The following is a 17229-nucleotide window of genomic DNA, read 5'->3' as shown; positions in this document are numbered from 1 at the left end:
TTTAACGCTTGGTCTAGTTTGGATCGACAGCGCCTCGACAAATGGCTGTGGCATGCGCGTCTGGTGAAGGCCCGCACCAGCGCGGCTGAACTCGTCGCGTCAGGTCATGTCCGCATCAATGGCACGCGCGAGAAATCGCCGGGCCATGCGGTGAAGGCGGGTGATGTCGTCACCGTCGCGCTCGACAACAGCGTCCGCGTGCTGAAGGTGACAGGCTTTGCCGAGCGGCGCGGCGATGCCAGCTCGGCGCGCGTGCTGTACGAGGATTTGCAGGCCGGCAATTTGCAGGCCGGTAAGAAGTAGTTATCTAGCGGTTGCTATCTCAATTTGGGGTGGCAGGAGCGTGAGAATACTGGCGTTTTTCGAGGGCCGCTTCCCTTGCGGCCCCGGTATTCCTGCGCTACGCAACCCCAGAAAAATCGATCGTTCCGGAGTTTTGGATGACCTACGTCGTCACTGAAGCCTGCATCAAGTGCAAATATACCGACTGCGTCGAGGTCTGCCCCGTCGATTGCTTCTACGAGGGCGAGAACATGCTGGTCATCCATCCTGACGAATGCATCGATTGCGGCGTGTGCGAGCCGGAATGCCCGGCGGACGCCATCAAGCCGGACACCGAGCCGGGGCTGGAGAAGTGGCTCGAGGTCAACCGCGACTACGCCAAGAGCTGGCCGAACATCACCCAGAAGAAGGACTCGCCGGAAGACGCCAAGGAGTGGGAAGGCAAGGAAGGCAAGTTCGAGAAGTATTTTTCTCCAAATCCCGGCAGCGGCGACTGATTCGCCAGGGATTACCACGGTAAGGGTGGACGTCGGTCCGCCGCGGCCCTCCGTTCGGCCGCCGATTTAACCCTAATGACGGACATATGACCTGAACGGCCCCTGTTATGCCCGGAATCGGGCGTAAACCATTGATTTTTGCGGAAAATGTGCTATATCTGACACATTACAGGCCAAGAACCCCCTGCCATGCGTACCTTGTGGCTTCGAGGTTCCCGCAAACTCGAACAGGGGCGTGGCAGTTTCCGCGCGCAGGCTGTGTCACAGAAAACGCGTAAAAAGAGTGCTTCAAAGACGACGAAAAAAGCCGCTGTCGTTGCTCGCAGCGCAACCAAGGGCCGTGCCAAGGCGTCTGTGAAGGGTGCCAAGAAGGCGGCGGCTGCAAAGTCCTCAAAGAACAAAAGAAGCGTGATGCCAGAAAAGACTGCCAAGACTGCCGCGAAAGCGGCAGCTGCGAAGCCCGCTGCTGCCAAGGTCGCCCCCAAGCCTGCCGCGACCAAGACGGCTGCTGCGCCGAAGCCGGCCGCGCCGAAGGCTGCCGTCCCCGCCGCTGCTCCGAAGGCCGCCGCCAAGCCGGCCGCTGCGCCGCGCGTCGAGGAGCCGAAGAAAGTCGTGACTCAGCGCCAGGGCTTCAAGGCCAACGAATTCGTGGTCTATCCCGCTCACGGCGTCGGCCAGATTCTGGCGATCGAGGAGCAGGAGATCGCGGGCGCCAAGCTCGAGCTGTTCGTGATCAATTTCATGAAGGACAAGATGACGCTGCGCGTTCCGACGGCGAAGGTCGCCAATGTCGGCATGCGCAAGCTGTCGGAGCCGGCGCTGGTCAAGAAGGCGCTGGAGACGCTGAAGGGCCGCGCCCGCGTCAAGCGCACCATGTGGTCGCGCCGCGCCCAGGAATATGAAGCGAAGATCAACTCGGGCGACATCGTCGCGATCGCCGAGGTGGTCCGCGACCTCTATCGTTCGGAATCGCAGCCCGAGCAGTCCTACTCTGAACGCCAGCTCTATGAAGCGGCGCTCGACCGTCTGTCGCGCGAGATCGCGGTCGTGCAGCACTCGACCGAGACCGAGGCGATCAAGGAGATCGAAGGCCAACTCGCCAAGAGCCCGCGCCGCGGCGCCAAGGCCGAGTCCGCTGAAGGCGACGCCGAGGGCGATGCCGACGGTGAGGATCTCGACAACGATGGCGACGATACCGCCGTCGAGGACGAAGCCGCCTGAAAGGGTTCGACGGATTGAAAACAAAAGCCCGGTCGCAAGACCGGGCTTTTTGCTTTGGCGGCGTGTCCGTGGGCACGCTTACCTCGGCAAATGCAATCCGGGTGAGGGTGCAGGCTCTCCGCAAGTTGCAGTCCCACGACCGCGACCTTCGCCCGGGCAGATCGATACTCCAAACTGTCCGCGCCGCTGGACTCTTGGGCCAGCGGCACTCGTTGCCGAGTTATCCCGAAACGGAACGCCGGTAACTTTCGCGCGTTCGCTCGCCAATGAGGAGAGCGGACCATGACATCAAAGGCAGGCATTTTTTTCGCAGGCGTTGGAACAACTTTTATCATCCTAGGCGCTGGGTTCGGTGGTGGACTGTTCATGGCGAATTCGGCGCTTAAGGATTCTGCCGGCGCCCCCGCGCGCGTCTCTTCGCCAGCGCCTGCGGAACCAGCGCGCGTTATCCTGCCATCCACGGCAGAAGCCGCGCAGCCACCGCAGCCTGCCACCCAACGAGAGCCCGCCACGCCGGACGCAGCCTCACCGCCGCAGCCGCCACCGGAGCCGGTCAAGGACGTACAAGCGCCTGTCGAGAAGCAGGCAGACGTGGTGGACACGAGAAAATCCGACATTGCAGAAATGGAGCGGCGTAAGCGCTACGCCGAACGCAAGGCGAAGCGCGTCGCGACCGAGCAGGCGAAGCGTCAACAGCGGCGCATCGAGCAAGGCGAGCAACGCCGCGAAGCTCCGGTGCTCTTGGAGCAGGCGCGACGCCGCGAAGTGCCGATCATGGCGTCTGAAGACGATGACTCCCCGCCTCGTCCGTTGGTGAATTTCTTCGGGAATGACTGAGCGCATCGCTTTAGTGAAGGAGCCGAGGAACAGTCCGCAATCGAGGGACGTTAGTGTTGATACAGAAGGCCCGTTCGTCCGATGGCTAACGAAAACCCCATTGCTTCCACTGCCAGCCCTGAACAACGCATAGAACAGGCGTCAGAGGCGATCCGTCAGATGGCTGAGCGCGGCGTATTCGAACCTTTGCCGCAGCAAGATCGGTGGCTGCATCACTTGAGTGAGGCGGCCAGGGCGGCTCCGCTTCAATCACTTGCCGTTGCATTCTTGCTGGGAGTCTTCCTGGCTCGGCGGTAGCCCGTCGGCGACGCCGTTGATGCTGCCGCGCCGTGTGCTCAATACGAGCGCTGCTTGATGCCCCAGCGGCGGTTCTCGGAGGTCACGATCCATAGATTGCGGTGCCGAGTGATGATCGATCTATCGGCGCGGTCGCGGCTGTATTCGACCAAGAGATGCACCTTGCGCGGACTGACCAGTACCGGCTCCTTGCGCTAATAGGTGCTCTTCGCCCATCCGGTGGTGCGCGCCAGATCGTCGAAGAACGACGGCGGCAGCTGGTCCGGGCCTTCCCAGATCACGAGCTGCTCGCCGGACAGGATGACGTGCGGGAAGTGCAGCAGTACGTCCATGCCGGCGAGATCGCGAGCGTTGAACCGGTCGGTGAAATCGTCGATGCAGCGGATCGCCGCCGCGATCATGGCCGCATGGTCGGCATTGTCAGGGCCGGGTTGGAAGAGCTTGTCGGCATTACTCATGCCCTCGCTTTACACTGGCAGCGAAGCGAGCCGCAATGACGCTCGAAGCTACGTAAACGATCCTGACCAGTATCGTCCTGTCTTGCTTCATGGATGACGACGGCAACCGGAGCGCGGCGTGCTAAGCTGACCGCCCTGCCGCTATTTGATCGATATTAAGTTGACCCATCAATTTGCAGCGAGGAGAAATCCGATGACATCCAATGTTGAGGCAACCAGGAAGGGTTATGAGGCCTTTCAACGTGGTGACATTCCGACGCTCATGAGGGATCTGATCGATGACAACTGCACGTGGATAACCCCGGGTCCCCAGGACAAACTGCCTTGGGCCGGGACCTTCAAGGGGAAGCAGCAGATTGCAAACTTCTTCGTCCAGGTCGGCGAGAATCTGGAATTCAGCGAGTTCGCACCGCGTGAGATGATTGAGCAGGGCGACACCGTCGTGGTCCTGGGTACGCTCACGGCGCGGGCAAAGCGAACAGGCAAGACCGTGACGAACGAATGGGCCCATGTCTTTAAGTACCGCGAAGGAAAGGCGGTCTATTTTCAGGAGTACATTGACACTGCGGCGGATGTTGCCGCGATGTCGTGACGGCGCGAGAGGCGACCGGCTGAATCAGACGCGCGTTCGCGTGTCTCGTTGGCGTCATCCGCCTCTATCGGCTACTTCACCCGCTGCTTCTCGAGCTTGCGTGCCAATGTCCGGCGATGCATGCCGAGCCGGCGGGCGGCCTCGGAGATGTTGAAATCGGTCTCGATCAGGGTCTGGTGGATGCGCTCCCATTCCAGTGTCTTGATCGAGGTCGGCCGCGCGCCGACCTCGATGGCGGCGTTGCCTTGCGCTTTAAGGAACGCGGCCTCGATGTCGTCGGTGTTGGACGGCTTGGCCAGATAGTGGCAGGCGCCGAGCTTGATCGCCTCGACCGCGGTTGCGATGCTGGCGAACCCGGTCAGCACGACGATCAGCATCTCGGGGTCGTGCGCGTGCAGCGCCTCGACGCAGGCAAGCCCCGATGCACCGCCGGCGAGCTTGAGGTCGACCACGGCATAGCCGGGCGACTGCTGCTCCAGCAGCTGGCGGACCTCGTCGAGGGAGGCCGACACCGCCACATCATAGCCGCGGCGCTCGAACGAGCGCTTCAGCGTGCGGGCGAAACCCGTATCGTCCTCGACGATCAGGAGCTGGCGTTCATCCGTCAAGATGGTCTCCGATCGCGAGCGTCGAAAGCGGCAGCTCGAGCCTGACCGCGGCGCCGATGTCCGGCCGGTTGCGCGCCGTCACCACGCCGCCCAGCTTGCGCACGACGTTGACCACCAGGAACAGGCCGAGGCCGCTGCCGGGGCTGCCCTTGGTCGATTGATACGGCTTGCCGATATGCGCCAGCATCTCGCGCGAGAAACCCGGGCCGCGATCGGTCACCGACAGCACCAGGCGGTCGGCATTGCGCTCGGCGGTCAGCTCGATCCAGTCGCGCGAGACCTCGGCGGCGTTGTCGAGCACGTTGAAGATCGCCTGCTTGAGCGCGATGTCGGATACGATCGCGAGATCGGCGCCGAAGGCGTTGCGGAAATACAGCGTGGCCGACGGCCGCGTCGTCCGCCATTCCTCGACCAGCGCCGTCAGGAACGCCGCGACCGTGGTCGGCGAGGAGCCTTCGCCGCGGGCTTCGCCCGCCGAGAGCAGGATGCCCGTGACGATCGACTTGCAGCGCTGCACCGAGATCTCCATCTCGCCGAGGTCCTGCGACATTTCAGGGTCGGAGGCGAGCGCGGGCATCCGGCGCCAGTCGCCCAGGATGACCGAGAGCGAGGCGAGCGGCGTGCCGAGCTCATGCGCGGCGCCGGAGGCCAGGAGGCCGATCCGGACGATGTGATCCTGCTCGGCGGCGTGCTGGCGCAGCGCCGCGAGGCGCAGGTCGCGGTCGCGCAGATTGCGATTGATCCGGGTCATGAACACCACGAGCAGCACGGCGTCGAGCACGAGGCCGATGAAGGTGCCGGCGATATAGAGGTTGAAGGCATCGGCGAAACCATGCTGCGGCAGCTCCAGCGGCCGGTAATAGCTGGTCAGCCAGGCGAAGTTCATGCAGACCAGCGCCACCAGCGACCAGGTCGAGGGCGCATCGAGCAGCACCGCGCCAAGCGTCACCTGCAGCAGGTAGAGCGAGGTGAAGGGGTTGGTGGCGCCGCCGCTGAGATAGAGCAGGGCGGTCAGCGCCGCCACGTCGAGCGCCAGCGCGACCAGCAGCTCGCGGTTGTTGATGTCGGCGCGGTAGCGCAGCCACAGCAGGCTGACGACATTGAGTGCCACCAGCCCGGAGATCACGGCCGCCAGGGGCAGCAGCGGCAGCGCGACGCCCAACCAGAACTGCACGAAGCCGATGGTGGCGATCTGGCCGATCACGGCGATCCAGCGCAGCTGGACCAGGAGGGCCATGTTCTTGCGATTGGTCGCGATGTCGGCGGGCGCGGCGAGGTCGAACGGCATGCCGGCAGCCGCGCTCGCGGCGGACGGCATCATGGCCGTGCCGGTCGCGGCCTTGTCGTCATGCAGATCCGATGTGCGCTCGAGCATCTGGGCCTGTGTCGCGGGACAGATTGCGGGCTGCGCCGATCAGGCGGCGCACGGCGGCGCGTCGTGAGCCCCACCTTGGATCGGAGGCGCCGGCGCGGCTCCTGCCGCTGATGACGCGCAGGAGCGCGCCCGCCAGCATAAAGGCCAGTGCGAACCATGTCAGCGCGTAAATCAGATGGTTGTTCGGAAACCGCACGATCGTGAGCCCGCCGATTGGGGAGCCGCCTGGCTTTGGCGTCGCATCGGCGTCGATGAAGAAGGGGGCCACTTTCGACAGTCCGTGCGCGGCAGCGATCGCGGCGACGTCGCGGGAATACCAGCGGCCGGCCGAAGCGTCGTTGCTGCGCAGGAAGCCGCCCTTCGGCTCCGACATCCGCAGCAGTCCGGTGACGCTGACGGCGCCCTGCGGCTCGCCATCGCGCCGTGTCGCGGGGTCGCGCCTGTCAGGCGGAACAAAGCCGCGGTTGACCAGCACGGTGGTTCCGTCGGCGGCTTGCAGCGGGGTCAGTACCCAGAAGCCGGGGCCCTCGGCCGTGACGGCCTGCACCAGCGTTTCATCCGCGTTGAGGAACGTGCCGCGTACGGTGACGCGGCGGTATTCATCGCCCGCGGCCGTGACGGCCGGCCATGACGATGGGGGCGGCGGCGCGACCGGCGCCGCATGCATGCGCTGCTCGACCCGTTCGATCAGCGCCAGCTTCCAGCTCCGGCGCTCGACCTGCCAGACGCCGAGCGCGCCCAGCAGCACCACGCCCAGCATGCCGAGCGTGAGCAGTGTGCAACGACGGAGAGCTGAGGCGTCGCCTCGTCGGGACTTTGCTCCCTCTCCCGCTTGCGGGGGAGGGTTGGAGTGGGGGTGTCGCCGCGAGCCGGAAGGGTCATTATGTGGAGAGAGCCCCCACCCGCCACGCGCTGCGCGCGTCATAGCCGAAGCTTTGCTTCGGCGTCCTTCAAGGACGGCCGCCAAAGGCGGCCTATGCTCCCCCGCAAGCGGGAGAGGTGAAGAGGGGTCTGAGGCGCTCCGCATCGTCACGGCATCTGGCTCATGTCGTGCATCGGCATCATGTTGATGTTGAGGTGATGCATGACCCACAGCGAGCCGGTCAGCGCGATCACCACCATGACCACGGTGAAGATCATCGCCATCATGGTCCAGCCGTTCTCGGACCGCGTGTTCATGTGCAGGAAGTACACCATGTGCACGACGATCTGCACCGCGGCGAGCACCAGCACGATCAGCGCGGTGACCTGCTTGTCGGCGATGGCGCCGGTCATCACCAGCCAGAACGGAATTGCCGTGAGGACAACCGAGAGGCCGAAGCCGATCAGATAGCTCTTCAGCGAGCCGTGAGCCGCGCCGTGATCGTCATGGCGGTGGCCGGCATTGGCTTCGAGAGTATGAGCTTCGGCGTGAGCTTTTGTTGTCATCGCAGCATTCCCAGGAGATAGACGAAGGTGAAGACGCCGATCCAGACCACGTCGAGGAAGTGCCAGAACATCGAGAGGCACATCAGCCGGCGCCGGTTGGCTTCGGTGAGGCCGAAGCGCGCGGTCTGCACCATCAGCGTCACCAGCCAGACGAGGCCGAAGGTGACGTGCAGGCCGTGGGTGCCGACCAGCGTGAAGAACGACGACAGGAAGGCGCTGCGCTGGGGCGTCGCGCCCTCGTGGATCATATGCGCGAACTCGGTGAGCTCGATGCCGAGAAAGGCGAGGCCGAACAGCCCGGTGATGGCGAGCCAGGCTTGCGTCGCGCCGATCCTCGATTTCTCCATCGTCAGCATGGCAAAGCCATAGGTGATCGAGGAGAGCAGCAGCATCGTGGTGTTGAGCGCGACCAGCTTGAGGTCGAACAGATCCTTCGGCGATGGGCCAGCAGCATAGCTTCCACCGAGCACGCCGTAGGTCGCAAACAGCATCGCGAAGATGAGGCAATCGCTCATCAGGTAGATCCAGAAGCCCAGCATGGTGCTGGCGCCTTCCGGATGATCATGCTCGTCGATGACGTGGAAGACCGGCTCGGAGTCCTGTGTGGTTATGATTGCAACGCTCATGTCTGGGCTCCCGCGGCGAGCACGCGTGTCCGCGCCTCTTCGGCCCGCACCACCTCATCCGCCGGGATGTGGAAGTCGCGGTGATAGTTGAAGGTGTGGCCGATCGCGACCGCGAGCAGCGCAACGAAGCTGACGGCGGCGAGCCACCAGATGTACCAGATCAGGCCGAACCCCATCACCGTCGCAAGTCCGGCGAGGATGATGCCGGTGCCGGTGTTGGACGGCATGTGGATCGGCTTGAAGCCGGTGAGCGGGCGCCTGTAGCCGCGGCGCTTCATGTCCCACCAGGCGTCGTTGTCGTAGACCACGGGCGTGAAGGCGAAGTTGTAGTCCGGCGGCGGCGAGGAGGTCGCCCATTCCAGCGTCCGCGCGTTCCAGGGATCGCCGGTGGTGTCCTTCAGCTGCTCGCGGCGCAGAATGCTGACCGCGAACTGCACCAGCATCGCAACGATGCCGAGCAGGATCAGGAACGCGCCGAAGCCCGCGATGATGAACCAGATCTGCAAGGAGGAATCGTCGAACACGCGGAGCCTTCGGGTCACGCCCATCAGGCCGAGCACGTAGAGCGGCATGAAGGCGAAGTAGAAGCCCGAGACCCAGAACCAGAACGACAGCTTGCCCCAGAACGGATCGAGCCTGAAGCCGAACGCCTTCGGGAACCAGTAGTTGATGCCGGCGAACAGGCCGAACAGCACGCCGCCGATGATCACGTTGTGGAAATGCGCGATCAGGAACAGGCTGTTATGCAGCACGAAATCGGCCGGCGGCACCGCCAGCAGCACGCCGGTCATGCCGCCGATCACGAAGGTCAGCATGAATGCCACCGTCCACATCATCGGCAGCTCGAAGCGGATGCGGCCGCGATACATCGTGAACAGCCAGTTGAACATCTTCGCGCCCGTCGGGATCGAGATGATCATGGTGGTGATGCCGAAGAACGAGTTCACGCTGGCCCCGGAGCCCATCGTGAAGAAGTGGTGCAGCCAGACCAGGTAGGACAGGATGGTGATGACGACGGTGGCGTAGACCATCGACGTGTAGCCGAACAGCCGCTTGCCGGAGAATGTCGCGGTCACCTCGGAGAAGATACCGAACGCCGGCAGCACCAGGATGTAGACCTCGGGGTGGCCCCAGATCCAGATCAGGTTCACGTACATCATCGGGTTGCCGCCGAAGTCGTTCGTGAAGAAGTTGGTGCCGACGTAACGATCGAGCGACAGCAGCGCCAGCACCGCCGTCAGCACCGGGAAGGAGGCGACGATCAGGACGTTGGTGCATAGCGAGGTCCAGGTGAACACCGGCATCTTCATCATCGTCATGCCCGGCGCGCGCAGCTTGACGATGGTGCAAATCAGGTTGATGCCCGATAGCGTCGTGCCGACGCCGGCGACCTGCAGTCCCCATATGTAATAGTCGACGCCGACGTCGGGACTGTAGCCGATGTTCGACAGCGGCGGGTAGGCGAGCCAGCCGGTGCGGGCGAATTCGCCGACGAACAGCGACATCATCACCAGCACGGCGCCGCCGACCGTCATCCAGAAGCTGAAATTGTTGAGGAACGGGAAGGAGACGTCGCGGGCGCCGATCTGCAGCGGCACCACATAGTTCATCAGTCCGGTGACCAGCGGCATCGCCACGAAGAAGATCATGATCACGCCGTGCGCGGTGAAGATCTGGTCGTAGTGATGGGCCGGGAGGTAACCGTCGGAGCCGCCAAAGGCGATCGCCTGCTGCAGGCGCATCATCAGCGCGTCCGCGAAGCCGCGCAGCAGCATCACGATGCCGAGGATCATGTACATGATGCCGATGCGCTTGTGGTCCACGGTGGTGAACCACTCGCGCCACAGGTAGGTCCAGAGCCGGAAATAGGTGACGATCGCAAACAGCGCGAGGCCGCCGGTCGCCACCACCGCGAAGGTGCCGACCAGGATCGGCTCATGGAACGGCAGCGCTTCCAGATTGAGGCGGCCGAAGACCATCTTGACGAGATCGGGGTTCATGCGGTCCTCCTCAGGACTCTGATTTCGGACGCTGACCGAGCAGCAAGGATGTCGACGACGGATGCGCGGGCGAGAACGGCGGGCGCTTCAGCCCGAAGCCGCGCAGCGGCGTCAGGTCGAGCGGCGCGGTGACCTCGCGCGACGGCGCGTCCTTGATCTCGTCCATCGAGCAGATGCCGGCGACGAAGGTCGGCTCAGAGCCGAGCGGTGCGCCGCGGCGGGCGTATTTGTCGTAGGTCAGCGGCAGCGTGTTGTTGAAGCCCTCACGGCCGAGGCCGCCCTTGGCATCGATCGCCATCATCTCGCTCATGCACATCTTGCCGGGCTCGACGCACATGTTGAGGATCGCCTTGTAGAGGTCGCGATCGACCGAGCGATAGAGCCGAACCGGATCGTTCTGGCTCGGACGCTCGAGCTGCAGATAGTCGGTGCGGCCGAGCATGCTGGCACTGGCCTTGGCGCTGCCGATCCACTTGTCGAAATCCGTTGCCGACAGGCTCTTGAACTCGAAGTGCATGCCGGAGAAGCCGGCGCCGCTGTAATTGGCGGAGAAGCCGCGATACGTGCCTTCCTTGTTGGCGACCGCGTGCAGCTTGGTCTCCATGCCGGGCATGGCGTAGATCTGGCCGGCAAGTGCGGGGATGTAGAACGAGTTCATCACGGAGGACGCCGTGATGCGGAAGCGGATCGGGCGGTCGACCGGAGCTGCGAGCTCGTTGACGGCGGCGACGCCGTAGTCCGGGTAGATGAACAGCCACTTCCAGTCGAGCGCGACCACCTCGACATTGAGCGGGGCGTCCTTGCTCTCGATCGGCTTGTCGGCGGCGATGCGGCCGAGCGAGCGGTACGGATCGAGCAGATGCGTGCCCATCCAGGTCAGCGCGCCGAGGCAGATGATGATCAGCAGCGGCGCCGACCAGATCACGAGCTCGAGCTGGGTGGAGTGATCCCACTCCGGTTCATAGGGCGCCGCGGCGTTGGACTGGCGGTAGCGCCAGGCGAAGAAGATGGTCAGCGCCATCACCGGAAGCACGATGATGAGCATCAGGACGGTCGAGATGACGACGAGGTCGCGCTGCTGGGCGGCGATGTCGCCGGCAGGGGCGAGGACGACGAAATCGCACCCGCCAAGGAGCGCCGCGAACGGCAATAAGGCCAATAATTTCAAGGCGCGCACGGCTCACCCCACTTGAATTTTATGAGTTCCGCCAAGGGGTAGCTGCGATGCAGCAAAGTTGACATTGGACAATTTGTCCAATGTTGCACTGCGAGATAGCGGGTCAGAAGGTGAGGTGGACCGCGTGGCAATCTGTCCGTGGCCTCATCTCTTGCTTGAGCATGATCTCCGCGCAAACGCATTCCGCGTTTGTCGCGAGGGAAAACCGGTTTCCGCTTTCCCGGATCATGCTCCAAAGGACGGTTCTCCGGCGATGGCACAAGCCCCAGCAATGGCTCACGGCACCCCGACCGCGTCAGGTCACGCGCAGGCGAAACCCGGCGATATCGCCATCGGCGTCATCATCGGACGCACGTCGGAATTCTTCGACTTCTTCGTCTATGCGATCGCCTCGGTCATCGTGTTTCCGAAGCTGGTGTTTCCGTTCGTCAATGAACTGACCGGCACGCTCTATTCGTTCGGCATCTTCGCGCTGGCCTTCGCCGCGCGACCGCTCGGCACCGTGATCTTCATGGCGGTCGACCGCCGCCACGGCAAGGGCGCCAAGCTCGTCATCGCGCTGTTCCTGCTCGGCACCGCTACGGTCGCGCTCGCCTTCCTGCCCGGCTACGACACGATCGGCGTCGCGGCGATCTGGCTGCTGGCCGCCGCGCGCGTGCTGCAGGGCATTGCCTGGGGCGGCGCCTGGGACGGCCTTGCCTCGCTGCTCGCGATGAATTCGCCGGCGCATCGCCGCGGCTGGTACGCGATGGTGCCGCAGCTCGGCGCGCCGCTCGGGCTGATCGTGGCCAGCGCGCTGTTCGCCTTCTTCGCCGGCAACCTCTCGGCGGATGATTTCTTCGACTGGGGCTGGCGCTACCCGTTCTTCGTCGCCTTCGCCATCAACGTGGTGGCGCTGTTCGCGCGGCTGCGCATGGTGGCGACCGATGAATATTCCGAGCTGTTCGAAAGCCGCGATCTGGAGCCGGCGCGGGTCGGCGAGACCGTCGCGCAGGAGGGCCGCAACATCCTGCTCGGCGCGTTCGCGCCGCTGGCGAGCTTTGCGCTGTTCCACATGGTCACGGTGTTTCCGCTGTCCTGGGTGTTCCTGTTCACCAAGGAAAGCCCGGTGCGCTTCCTGATCATCGAGATGATCGGCGCCATGGTCGGCGTCGTCGCGATCGTCGCCTCCGGCATGATCGCCGACCGCGTCGGCCGCAAGCCGCTGCTGCTGGGCTCAGCGGTCGCGATCGCGGTCTACAGCGGCTTCGCACCGCAGCTGCTCGATGCCGGGGCGTTCGGTGAAACTGTGTACATGGTGCTCGGCTTCGTGCTGCTCGGCCTGTCGTTCGGCCAGTCATCGGGCGCGATCGCCTCGAGCTTCGCGCGCAACTATCGCTACACGGCCTCGGCACTGACCTCGGATTTCGCCTGGCTGTTCGGTGCCGGCTTTGCGCCGCTGGCGGCGCTGCTGCTGGCGACGCATTTCGGCCTGATCTCGGCGGGTGCCTACCTTTTGTCGGGCGCGGTGTGGACGCTGCTGGCGCTGTGGCTGAGCGGATTGCGCGAAGCCGAGGCTTGAGCTCTTCTCCTTCCCCCTGAAAGGGGGAAGGTCGGGATGGGGGTCAGCCACAGGCTCCGCTGCAAGCGGAGAGAGCAGATCCCCACCCGCTTTGCTCTGGCGAGCAAAGCGACCTCCCCTTTTCAAGGGGAGGTGCGCTAGCGGAACAATCCGTCGACGCGGAACGAATAGCCCAGGCCGACGATGTAGTTCGGCGAGTTGCGGTTGAGTCCGAACGCGACATGGAAGTCGATCTGCTGGGTCGGCGTGATCTGGTACAGGCCGCCGGAGTTGATGAGCTGGATCGGCCGCGCGCCGTCGGGATAGTCGCCGACATATTCGGTGAACACACTGATCCGCTCGGTCAGCTTCTTCTCGATCACGAAGGTCGCCTCCGACATGCGCCGGCCGGTCAGCTCGGCGGGGCGGAAGAATTCCGTGAACATACCGCTGACGCCCCAGCCGTCATGCAGCTCCCATGACCACGGCAATTGGATATAGGGCTGCGCGCCGCGCCCGGCGATTTCGGCCGCGCCCGTCGGCAGCGCGACGCCGGCCGTGATCGAGAGGTCGAGCTTCCCCGGCAGCGGGCTGATCTGCCATTTGATCCCCGGCGCGACGTCGGAAAAGCCCGTCGCACCGGACGACTTCACGGTGCCGACATAGCTCGGCAGGTCGACCAGCACTTCGAGGCAGGGCGCAATCCCGAGCCGCCAGCGGCTGTTGCTGCCGTCGATGCTGCGGCCACTGTTGCGGCCGGTCAGGTTGATGCCGTTCTCGTTCTGCAGGCTCCCGACCGGCACGACGATACTCGAATTGGTGACGTCGGGCCGGTCGGTCGCGATTTCGTCGCCCGGCTTGGGACAGCCGTCCGCGCGCGCGGCGGTGGCTGCTGCGAGTGTGAGCGCAGCAAGCACGCACCCGAGTTCGGCAAGTCGAGCGACGGCGCCGAACCGATTCTGAAACACTGGGGATGCTCCAATAGCCCGGCGCCGCTGCGGAGGTGGCAGCTTTCGATAGAGATCGGCGGCGCGCGGGGAAATTCCCGGCTGGCTCAAAAATCTTCGTCAGTCGCCGGCCGCGCGAAGCGCACGGCATTTCAGGGAATAGAATGGCAGCATGGCTGCTCCTGTTGTGGTGGCAAACAGGAGAGCCCCGGGAATGACCATTCGTTCGATCGCAGGCGTGCTGGCGCCGCGGCAAGCCAAAATTGCCGCGATGGCGGCCATCGCGATTCTGCTCGCCGTGAACAGCGCCCGTGCCGCGGGAGATGCGGCGCGCGGCGCCACGCTGTACCAGGGCTGCGGCGATTGCCATTCGATCGAGAAGAACGACGTCGGCCCGATGCACAGGGGCGTGGTGGGCCGGCTTGCCGGCTCCGTCGCAGGCTACAACTACTCGCCGGCGCTGAAGAATTCGAAGATCGTGTGGACCGAGGAGAATCTCGACAAATGGCTCACCGGTCCGGACGCCATGGTTCCGGGCACCAAGATGTTCTACGAAGTTCAGGATCCGAAGGACCGCGCCGACATCATCGCCTTCCTCAAGGAGAAGGCGAAGTAGGATTCCTAGTAGCCCGGATGGAGCGCAGCGTAATCCGGGATTTTCCCTCCACGGATACACGTCCCCGGATTGCGCTTCGCTCCATCCGGGCTACGGGCCACGTTTTCTTGCCGCCTCAATCCACCACGATCTTGACGCGGTCGCGCGGCTTCACCTGGGCATGGGCGTCGAGGCCGTTGAGCACGCGGAAGCGCTCGGCCGGGTGATCGACGCCGGACATACGGTGCGACAGCGATTCCACGGTGTCGCCGGGCTGCACGTTGATGACCTTGATGCGCAGCGGGCGCGCGGCCTGGATCTCGTCGAGCGTCAGGCGGCGGAATGAATTGACGGTCTCGCGCGCGTTGCGCTCGCTCTCGGTGGACTTCTGCTTGGCGGCGAAGATGAAGCGGTAGACGTCGCTGCCGAAGCGCAGCGCGTAGACCTTGAATTGCCACTGGTCGCCATGCGCGGTGGCCGACGCCGCCGGAAAGCCGTTGATGTTGAGGTCCTCGGTCGAGGACTTCTCGACGCCTTCCATCCAGCCCGAATTCAGGTAGTCGCCGAGCGACTGCTCGGCCGGCACCCGCACCACGTCGAAGCGCATCGCCTGGCTGCCGCCCTCGCGCACGCCGATCACCGCCTGCGCGGTGTTGTCGAGCGTGAAATTGTCGGGCGCGGTAAAGGTGAAGCCGAGCTTGGGATGCAGGAAGCGGCGGCCGCGCACGAAGCCTTCACTGGGATCCTCGCCATAGACGATGTTGTCGATCGCGGCGAGATAGGTCTCGCGGTCGCGCTCGTTGCTCTCGGGCGATGAGTATTGCCGTGCGGTGGTCTGCGCGTTGTTGATGCGCTCGGGCGTCGCCGGATGCGACGAGGTGAAGTCCTGCGCGCGCGGATCGAGCGCGGTCTTGCCGATCTTGAGCGCCGCATTGCGCTCCATCGCCGTCAGGAAGCGCGCCGCGCCGTAGGGATCGAAATGCGCGCGCGCGGCGATCCCGACGCCGATGCCGTCGGCCTCGAACTCCTGCTGCCGCGAAAAGCTCGCCATCGTCAGCTTGGTCTTGGCGAGCGCCAGCGCGGTGAGATCGGGATCGGTGCTCATGTCGGTGACGACGCGCGTCACCACCGCCGCCTGGCGGGCTTGGTCCTCGCGCATCGCCGCGTGCTTGGCCAGCACATGCGCCATCTCGTGGCTCAGCACCGAGGAGAGCTCGGAGGTGTCGCTGGCGAGCGCAATCAGGCCGCGCGTGACATAGAGCTGGCCGGTCGGCAGCGCGAAGGCGTTGACCGCGCCGGAATTGAGGATCGTGACCTTGTAGGCCTGGTCGGGCCGTTCGGAGGCGGCGACCAGCCGCTCGACGGTCTTGCTGATCAGGGCCTCGAGTTTCGGGTCGTCATAGGCGCCGCCATAGGACGACAGGATGCGCTCATGCTCGCGCTCGCTCGTGGGCGTCTGCTGCACCACGCGGTTCGGCTTCACCGGCACCGCCGATGCCGTCGGCGTGGCCTGCTCGAACCGGCCGATATTGCCGCAGGCGGATAGCGTCAGGGCGGCGCAGACGAGCGCCAGCGCGGCCGAAAGGCGGCGGCCAGTCCCCTCTTCACGCCGTCCTGCGCGCTCAATCACGTCAAAAACTCACAAATTGTCCCGTAAAAAGACCGGGGCAGGGCCCCTGGGTTTCTTGAGTCCCTTGGGCCCTAGTTCCCGCCGAGCACTTCAAGCTGCCCCACCCGGAGCAGTTCGATTCGCGGCCCACGTCGCGCTTCCACCCAGCCTCGTACACGAATCTTACGATTTTCCAGAGACTTGGGCGCAAGCCCGGCCGCCTCGAACGCAGGGACTATGCGCCTTGAAATAGTCACAGCAAAGTCCCGTGTCCAGTTTCGACCGAAATTCAGGTAGGTCGTCGCGCCCGCCTGGCGTACGGACAAAACTCTGCCCTCGACCACTGTAAAATGCCCGATCCCGGCCAAAATATCGGCGGAACTTTCGGCGTTTTTTATGACCGTGGACCCGGCCCAGGTTCCCGATCGGGTGGCCCTGGCCTCGGCCTCGGCTGCCATCAGCGCCGTGGCGCAGTCCTTGTCGGCGACCTCGGATGACGCCATAGCGAGGCCCTGGCGCAGCAACTCGCTTTGAACGGGCTTCTCGCTGCCTTCGAGGAATGCGTAGGCCGGCTGCCGGCCGTAGCGGTCCGGCGTGTCGTCCTGTCCGCGCAGCGTCACCTCGCGGCCGACCAACAGCGCCGTCAGCGCTGCCGTGGCTTTCGCCTTGTCGGCCACCTCGATACCGGCGAGCTTGACCTCGCGGCCGTCGTCAAGCCGAAGGCTGCGCGCATCGACAACAGCTGCGACGCGACCCTCGCCCTGAATCTCGAAATTGCAGCCGGTCGCTTCGGCGCGTCCGATGCACGCGCCGATCGCGAGGACGCATGCTGTCATCATCACCGCCCGCGGGCGGCAACGCCATGCTCTATCGCGTGGAGGCGTCATGCGGCACTCGTCACTCCGGCGCGCTCCGGTCGGAGCCTGGTCGCCACAAGGACAGTCTGACGGAAAGATCGCTTCGGGGCCACCACAAGCGAAGCGAGATCGCATCGAGGGATGCCATCGTTGATTCGGTGGTCAATTTTTCTGCGGCGCTTCTCATCGCGTGCACAGGCGAGATTGGTGTTTCACATCAATGCGTGCTTGTCGCGGGACGAACTCGTCTTCACCGCCCCTTGTCGTGACGAAAATTGCCGTC

Annotated in this window: 18 protein-coding genes; 7 read left to right on the top strand and 11 right to left on the bottom strand. The window is 64.4% G+C overall.

What is annotated here, in order from left to right:
• Nucleotides 1-18: 18 nt before the first annotated feature.
• The 4 genes from ACE10X_RS42475 to ACE10X_RS42460 all read left to right on the top strand — a co-directional run bounded on the left by ACE10X_RS42475 (nt 19) and on the right by ACE10X_RS42460 (nt 2837).
• Nucleotides 19-303 carry an RNA-binding S4 domain-containing protein gene (locus ACE10X_RS42475; protein ID WP_038387801.1) on the top strand — a complete coding sequence of 95 codons (285 nt, stop codon included), beginning with the start codon at nt 19-21 and terminating at the stop codon, nt 301-303.
• 137 nt (nt 304-440) lie between these two features.
• Nucleotides 441-779 carry a ferredoxin FdxA gene (fdxA, locus tag ACE10X_RS42470; RefSeq protein WP_016844914.1) on the top strand — a complete coding sequence of 113 codons (339 nt, stop codon included), beginning with the start codon at nt 441-443 and terminating at the stop codon, nt 777-779.
• A gap of 411 nt (nt 780-1190) precedes the next feature.
• Nucleotides 1191-2000, top strand: coding sequence for a CarD family transcriptional regulator (locus ACE10X_RS42465; RefSeq protein WP_080583553.1), 810 nt, complete (start codon nt 1191-1193; stop codon nt 1998-2000).
• Between the two features lie 282 nt (nt 2001-2282).
• Nucleotides 2283-2837, top strand: coding sequence for a hypothetical protein (locus ACE10X_RS42460; protein ID WP_375763837.1), 555 nt, complete (start codon nt 2283-2285; stop codon nt 2835-2837).
• A gap of 491 nt (nt 2838-3328) precedes the next feature.
• Here the strand turns inward: ACE10X_RS42460 and ACE10X_RS42455 are convergent, their stop codons facing one another.
• On the bottom strand, nt 3329-3592 hold the full coding sequence (locus ACE10X_RS42455; protein WP_038387803.1) for a hypothetical protein: 264 nt from the start codon (nt 3590-3592) through the stop codon (nt 3329-3331).
• Between the two features lie 193 nt (nt 3593-3785).
• Here ACE10X_RS42455 and ACE10X_RS42450 point away from each other — a divergent pair, with 193 nt between their 5' ends.
• A complete protein-coding gene (locus tag ACE10X_RS42450) occupies nt 3786-4184 on the top strand; it encodes a nuclear transport factor 2 family protein (protein ID WP_038387804.1) in 399 nt (132 codons plus the stop codon).
• Nucleotides 4185-4255: 71 nt separating this feature from the next.
• Here ACE10X_RS42450 and ACE10X_RS42445 read toward each other — a convergent pair whose 3' ends face one another.
• The 7 genes from ACE10X_RS42445 to cyoA form a co-directional block, all read right to left on the bottom strand.
• Complete coding sequence (locus tag ACE10X_RS42445) at nt 4256-4792, bottom strand: response regulator transcription factor (protein WP_038387805.1); 537 nt, start codon at nt 4790-4792, stop codon at nt 4256-4258.
• Nucleotides 4782-6167 carry an ATP-binding protein gene (locus tag ACE10X_RS42440; protein WP_038387806.1) on the bottom strand — a complete coding sequence of 462 codons (1386 nt, stop codon included), beginning with the start codon at nt 6165-6167 and terminating at the stop codon, nt 4782-4784. Before ACE10X_RS42440 ends, ACE10X_RS42445 begins: the two co-directional genes overlap by 11 nt.
• Entirely contained in the window at nt 6139-6927 is a 789-nt protein-coding gene (locus ACE10X_RS42435) for an SURF1 family protein (protein WP_038387807.1), read from the bottom strand. Before ACE10X_RS42435 ends, ACE10X_RS42440 begins: the two co-directional genes overlap by 29 nt.
• Before the next feature lie 269 nt (nt 6928-7196).
• Nucleotides 7197-7595: a cytochrome o ubiquinol oxidase subunit IV gene (gene cyoD, locus ACE10X_RS42430; RefSeq protein ID WP_038387808.1), complete on the bottom strand. Its 399-nt coding sequence runs from the start codon at nt 7593-7595 to the stop codon at nt 7197-7199.
• On the bottom strand, nt 7592-8221 hold the full coding sequence (gene cyoC / locus ACE10X_RS42425; protein WP_375763836.1) for a cytochrome o ubiquinol oxidase subunit III: 630 nt from the start codon (nt 8219-8221) through the stop codon (nt 7592-7594). The genes cyoD and cyoC overlap by 4 nt, the downstream gene beginning before the upstream one ends.
• Nucleotides 8218-10221: a cytochrome o ubiquinol oxidase subunit I gene (cyoB, locus tag ACE10X_RS42420; RefSeq protein ID WP_304557352.1), complete on the bottom strand. Its 2004-nt coding sequence runs from the start codon at nt 10219-10221 to the stop codon at nt 8218-8220. The genes cyoC and cyoB overlap by 4 nt, the downstream gene beginning before the upstream one ends.
• Nucleotides 10222-10231: 10 nt before the next feature.
• On the bottom strand, nt 10232-11398 hold the full coding sequence (gene cyoA, locus ACE10X_RS42415) for a ubiquinol oxidase subunit II (protein ID WP_038387816.1): 1167 nt from the start codon (nt 11396-11398) through the stop codon (nt 10232-10234).
• A gap of 271 nt (nt 11399-11669) precedes the next feature.
• Between cyoA and ACE10X_RS42410 the strand changes: the two genes are divergently transcribed.
• A complete protein-coding gene (locus tag ACE10X_RS42410; protein ID WP_038387817.1) occupies nt 11670-12959 on the top strand; it encodes an MFS transporter in 1290 nt (429 codons plus the stop codon).
• 137 nt (nt 12960-13096) lie between these two features.
• Here ACE10X_RS42410 and ACE10X_RS42405 read toward each other — a convergent pair whose 3' ends face one another.
• A complete protein-coding gene (locus ACE10X_RS42405) occupies nt 13097-13906 on the bottom strand; it encodes a transporter (RefSeq protein ID WP_304557351.1) in 810 nt (269 codons plus the stop codon).
• Between the two features lie 193 nt (nt 13907-14099).
• Here ACE10X_RS42405 and ACE10X_RS42400 point away from each other — a divergent pair, with 193 nt between their 5' ends.
• On the top strand, nt 14100-14501 hold the full coding sequence (locus ACE10X_RS42400) for a cytochrome c family protein (protein WP_051003253.1): 402 nt from the start codon (nt 14100-14102) through the stop codon (nt 14499-14501).
• A gap of 115 nt (nt 14502-14616) precedes the next feature.
• Here the strand turns inward: ACE10X_RS42400 and ACE10X_RS42395 are convergent, their stop codons facing one another.
• Nucleotides 14617-16110, bottom strand: a complete 1494-nt coding sequence (locus ACE10X_RS42395; protein ID WP_038387820.1) for a M48 family metalloprotease — start codon at nt 16108-16110, stop codon at nt 14617-14619.
• Between the two features lie 71 nt (nt 16111-16181).
• A complete protein-coding gene (locus ACE10X_RS42390) occupies nt 16182-16928 on the bottom strand; it encodes a thermonuclease family protein (RefSeq protein ID WP_375763835.1) in 747 nt (248 codons plus the stop codon).
• Nucleotides 16929-17229: the final 301 nt, after the last annotated feature.

This window comes from Bradyrhizobium sp. Pha-3 (assembly GCF_042258325.1).
GTDB classification, from domain to species: domain Bacteria; phylum Pseudomonadota; class Alphaproteobacteria; order Rhizobiales; family Xanthobacteraceae; genus Bradyrhizobium; species Bradyrhizobium elkanii.
This window is presented reverse-complemented; position numbering and strand designations above follow the sequence as displayed.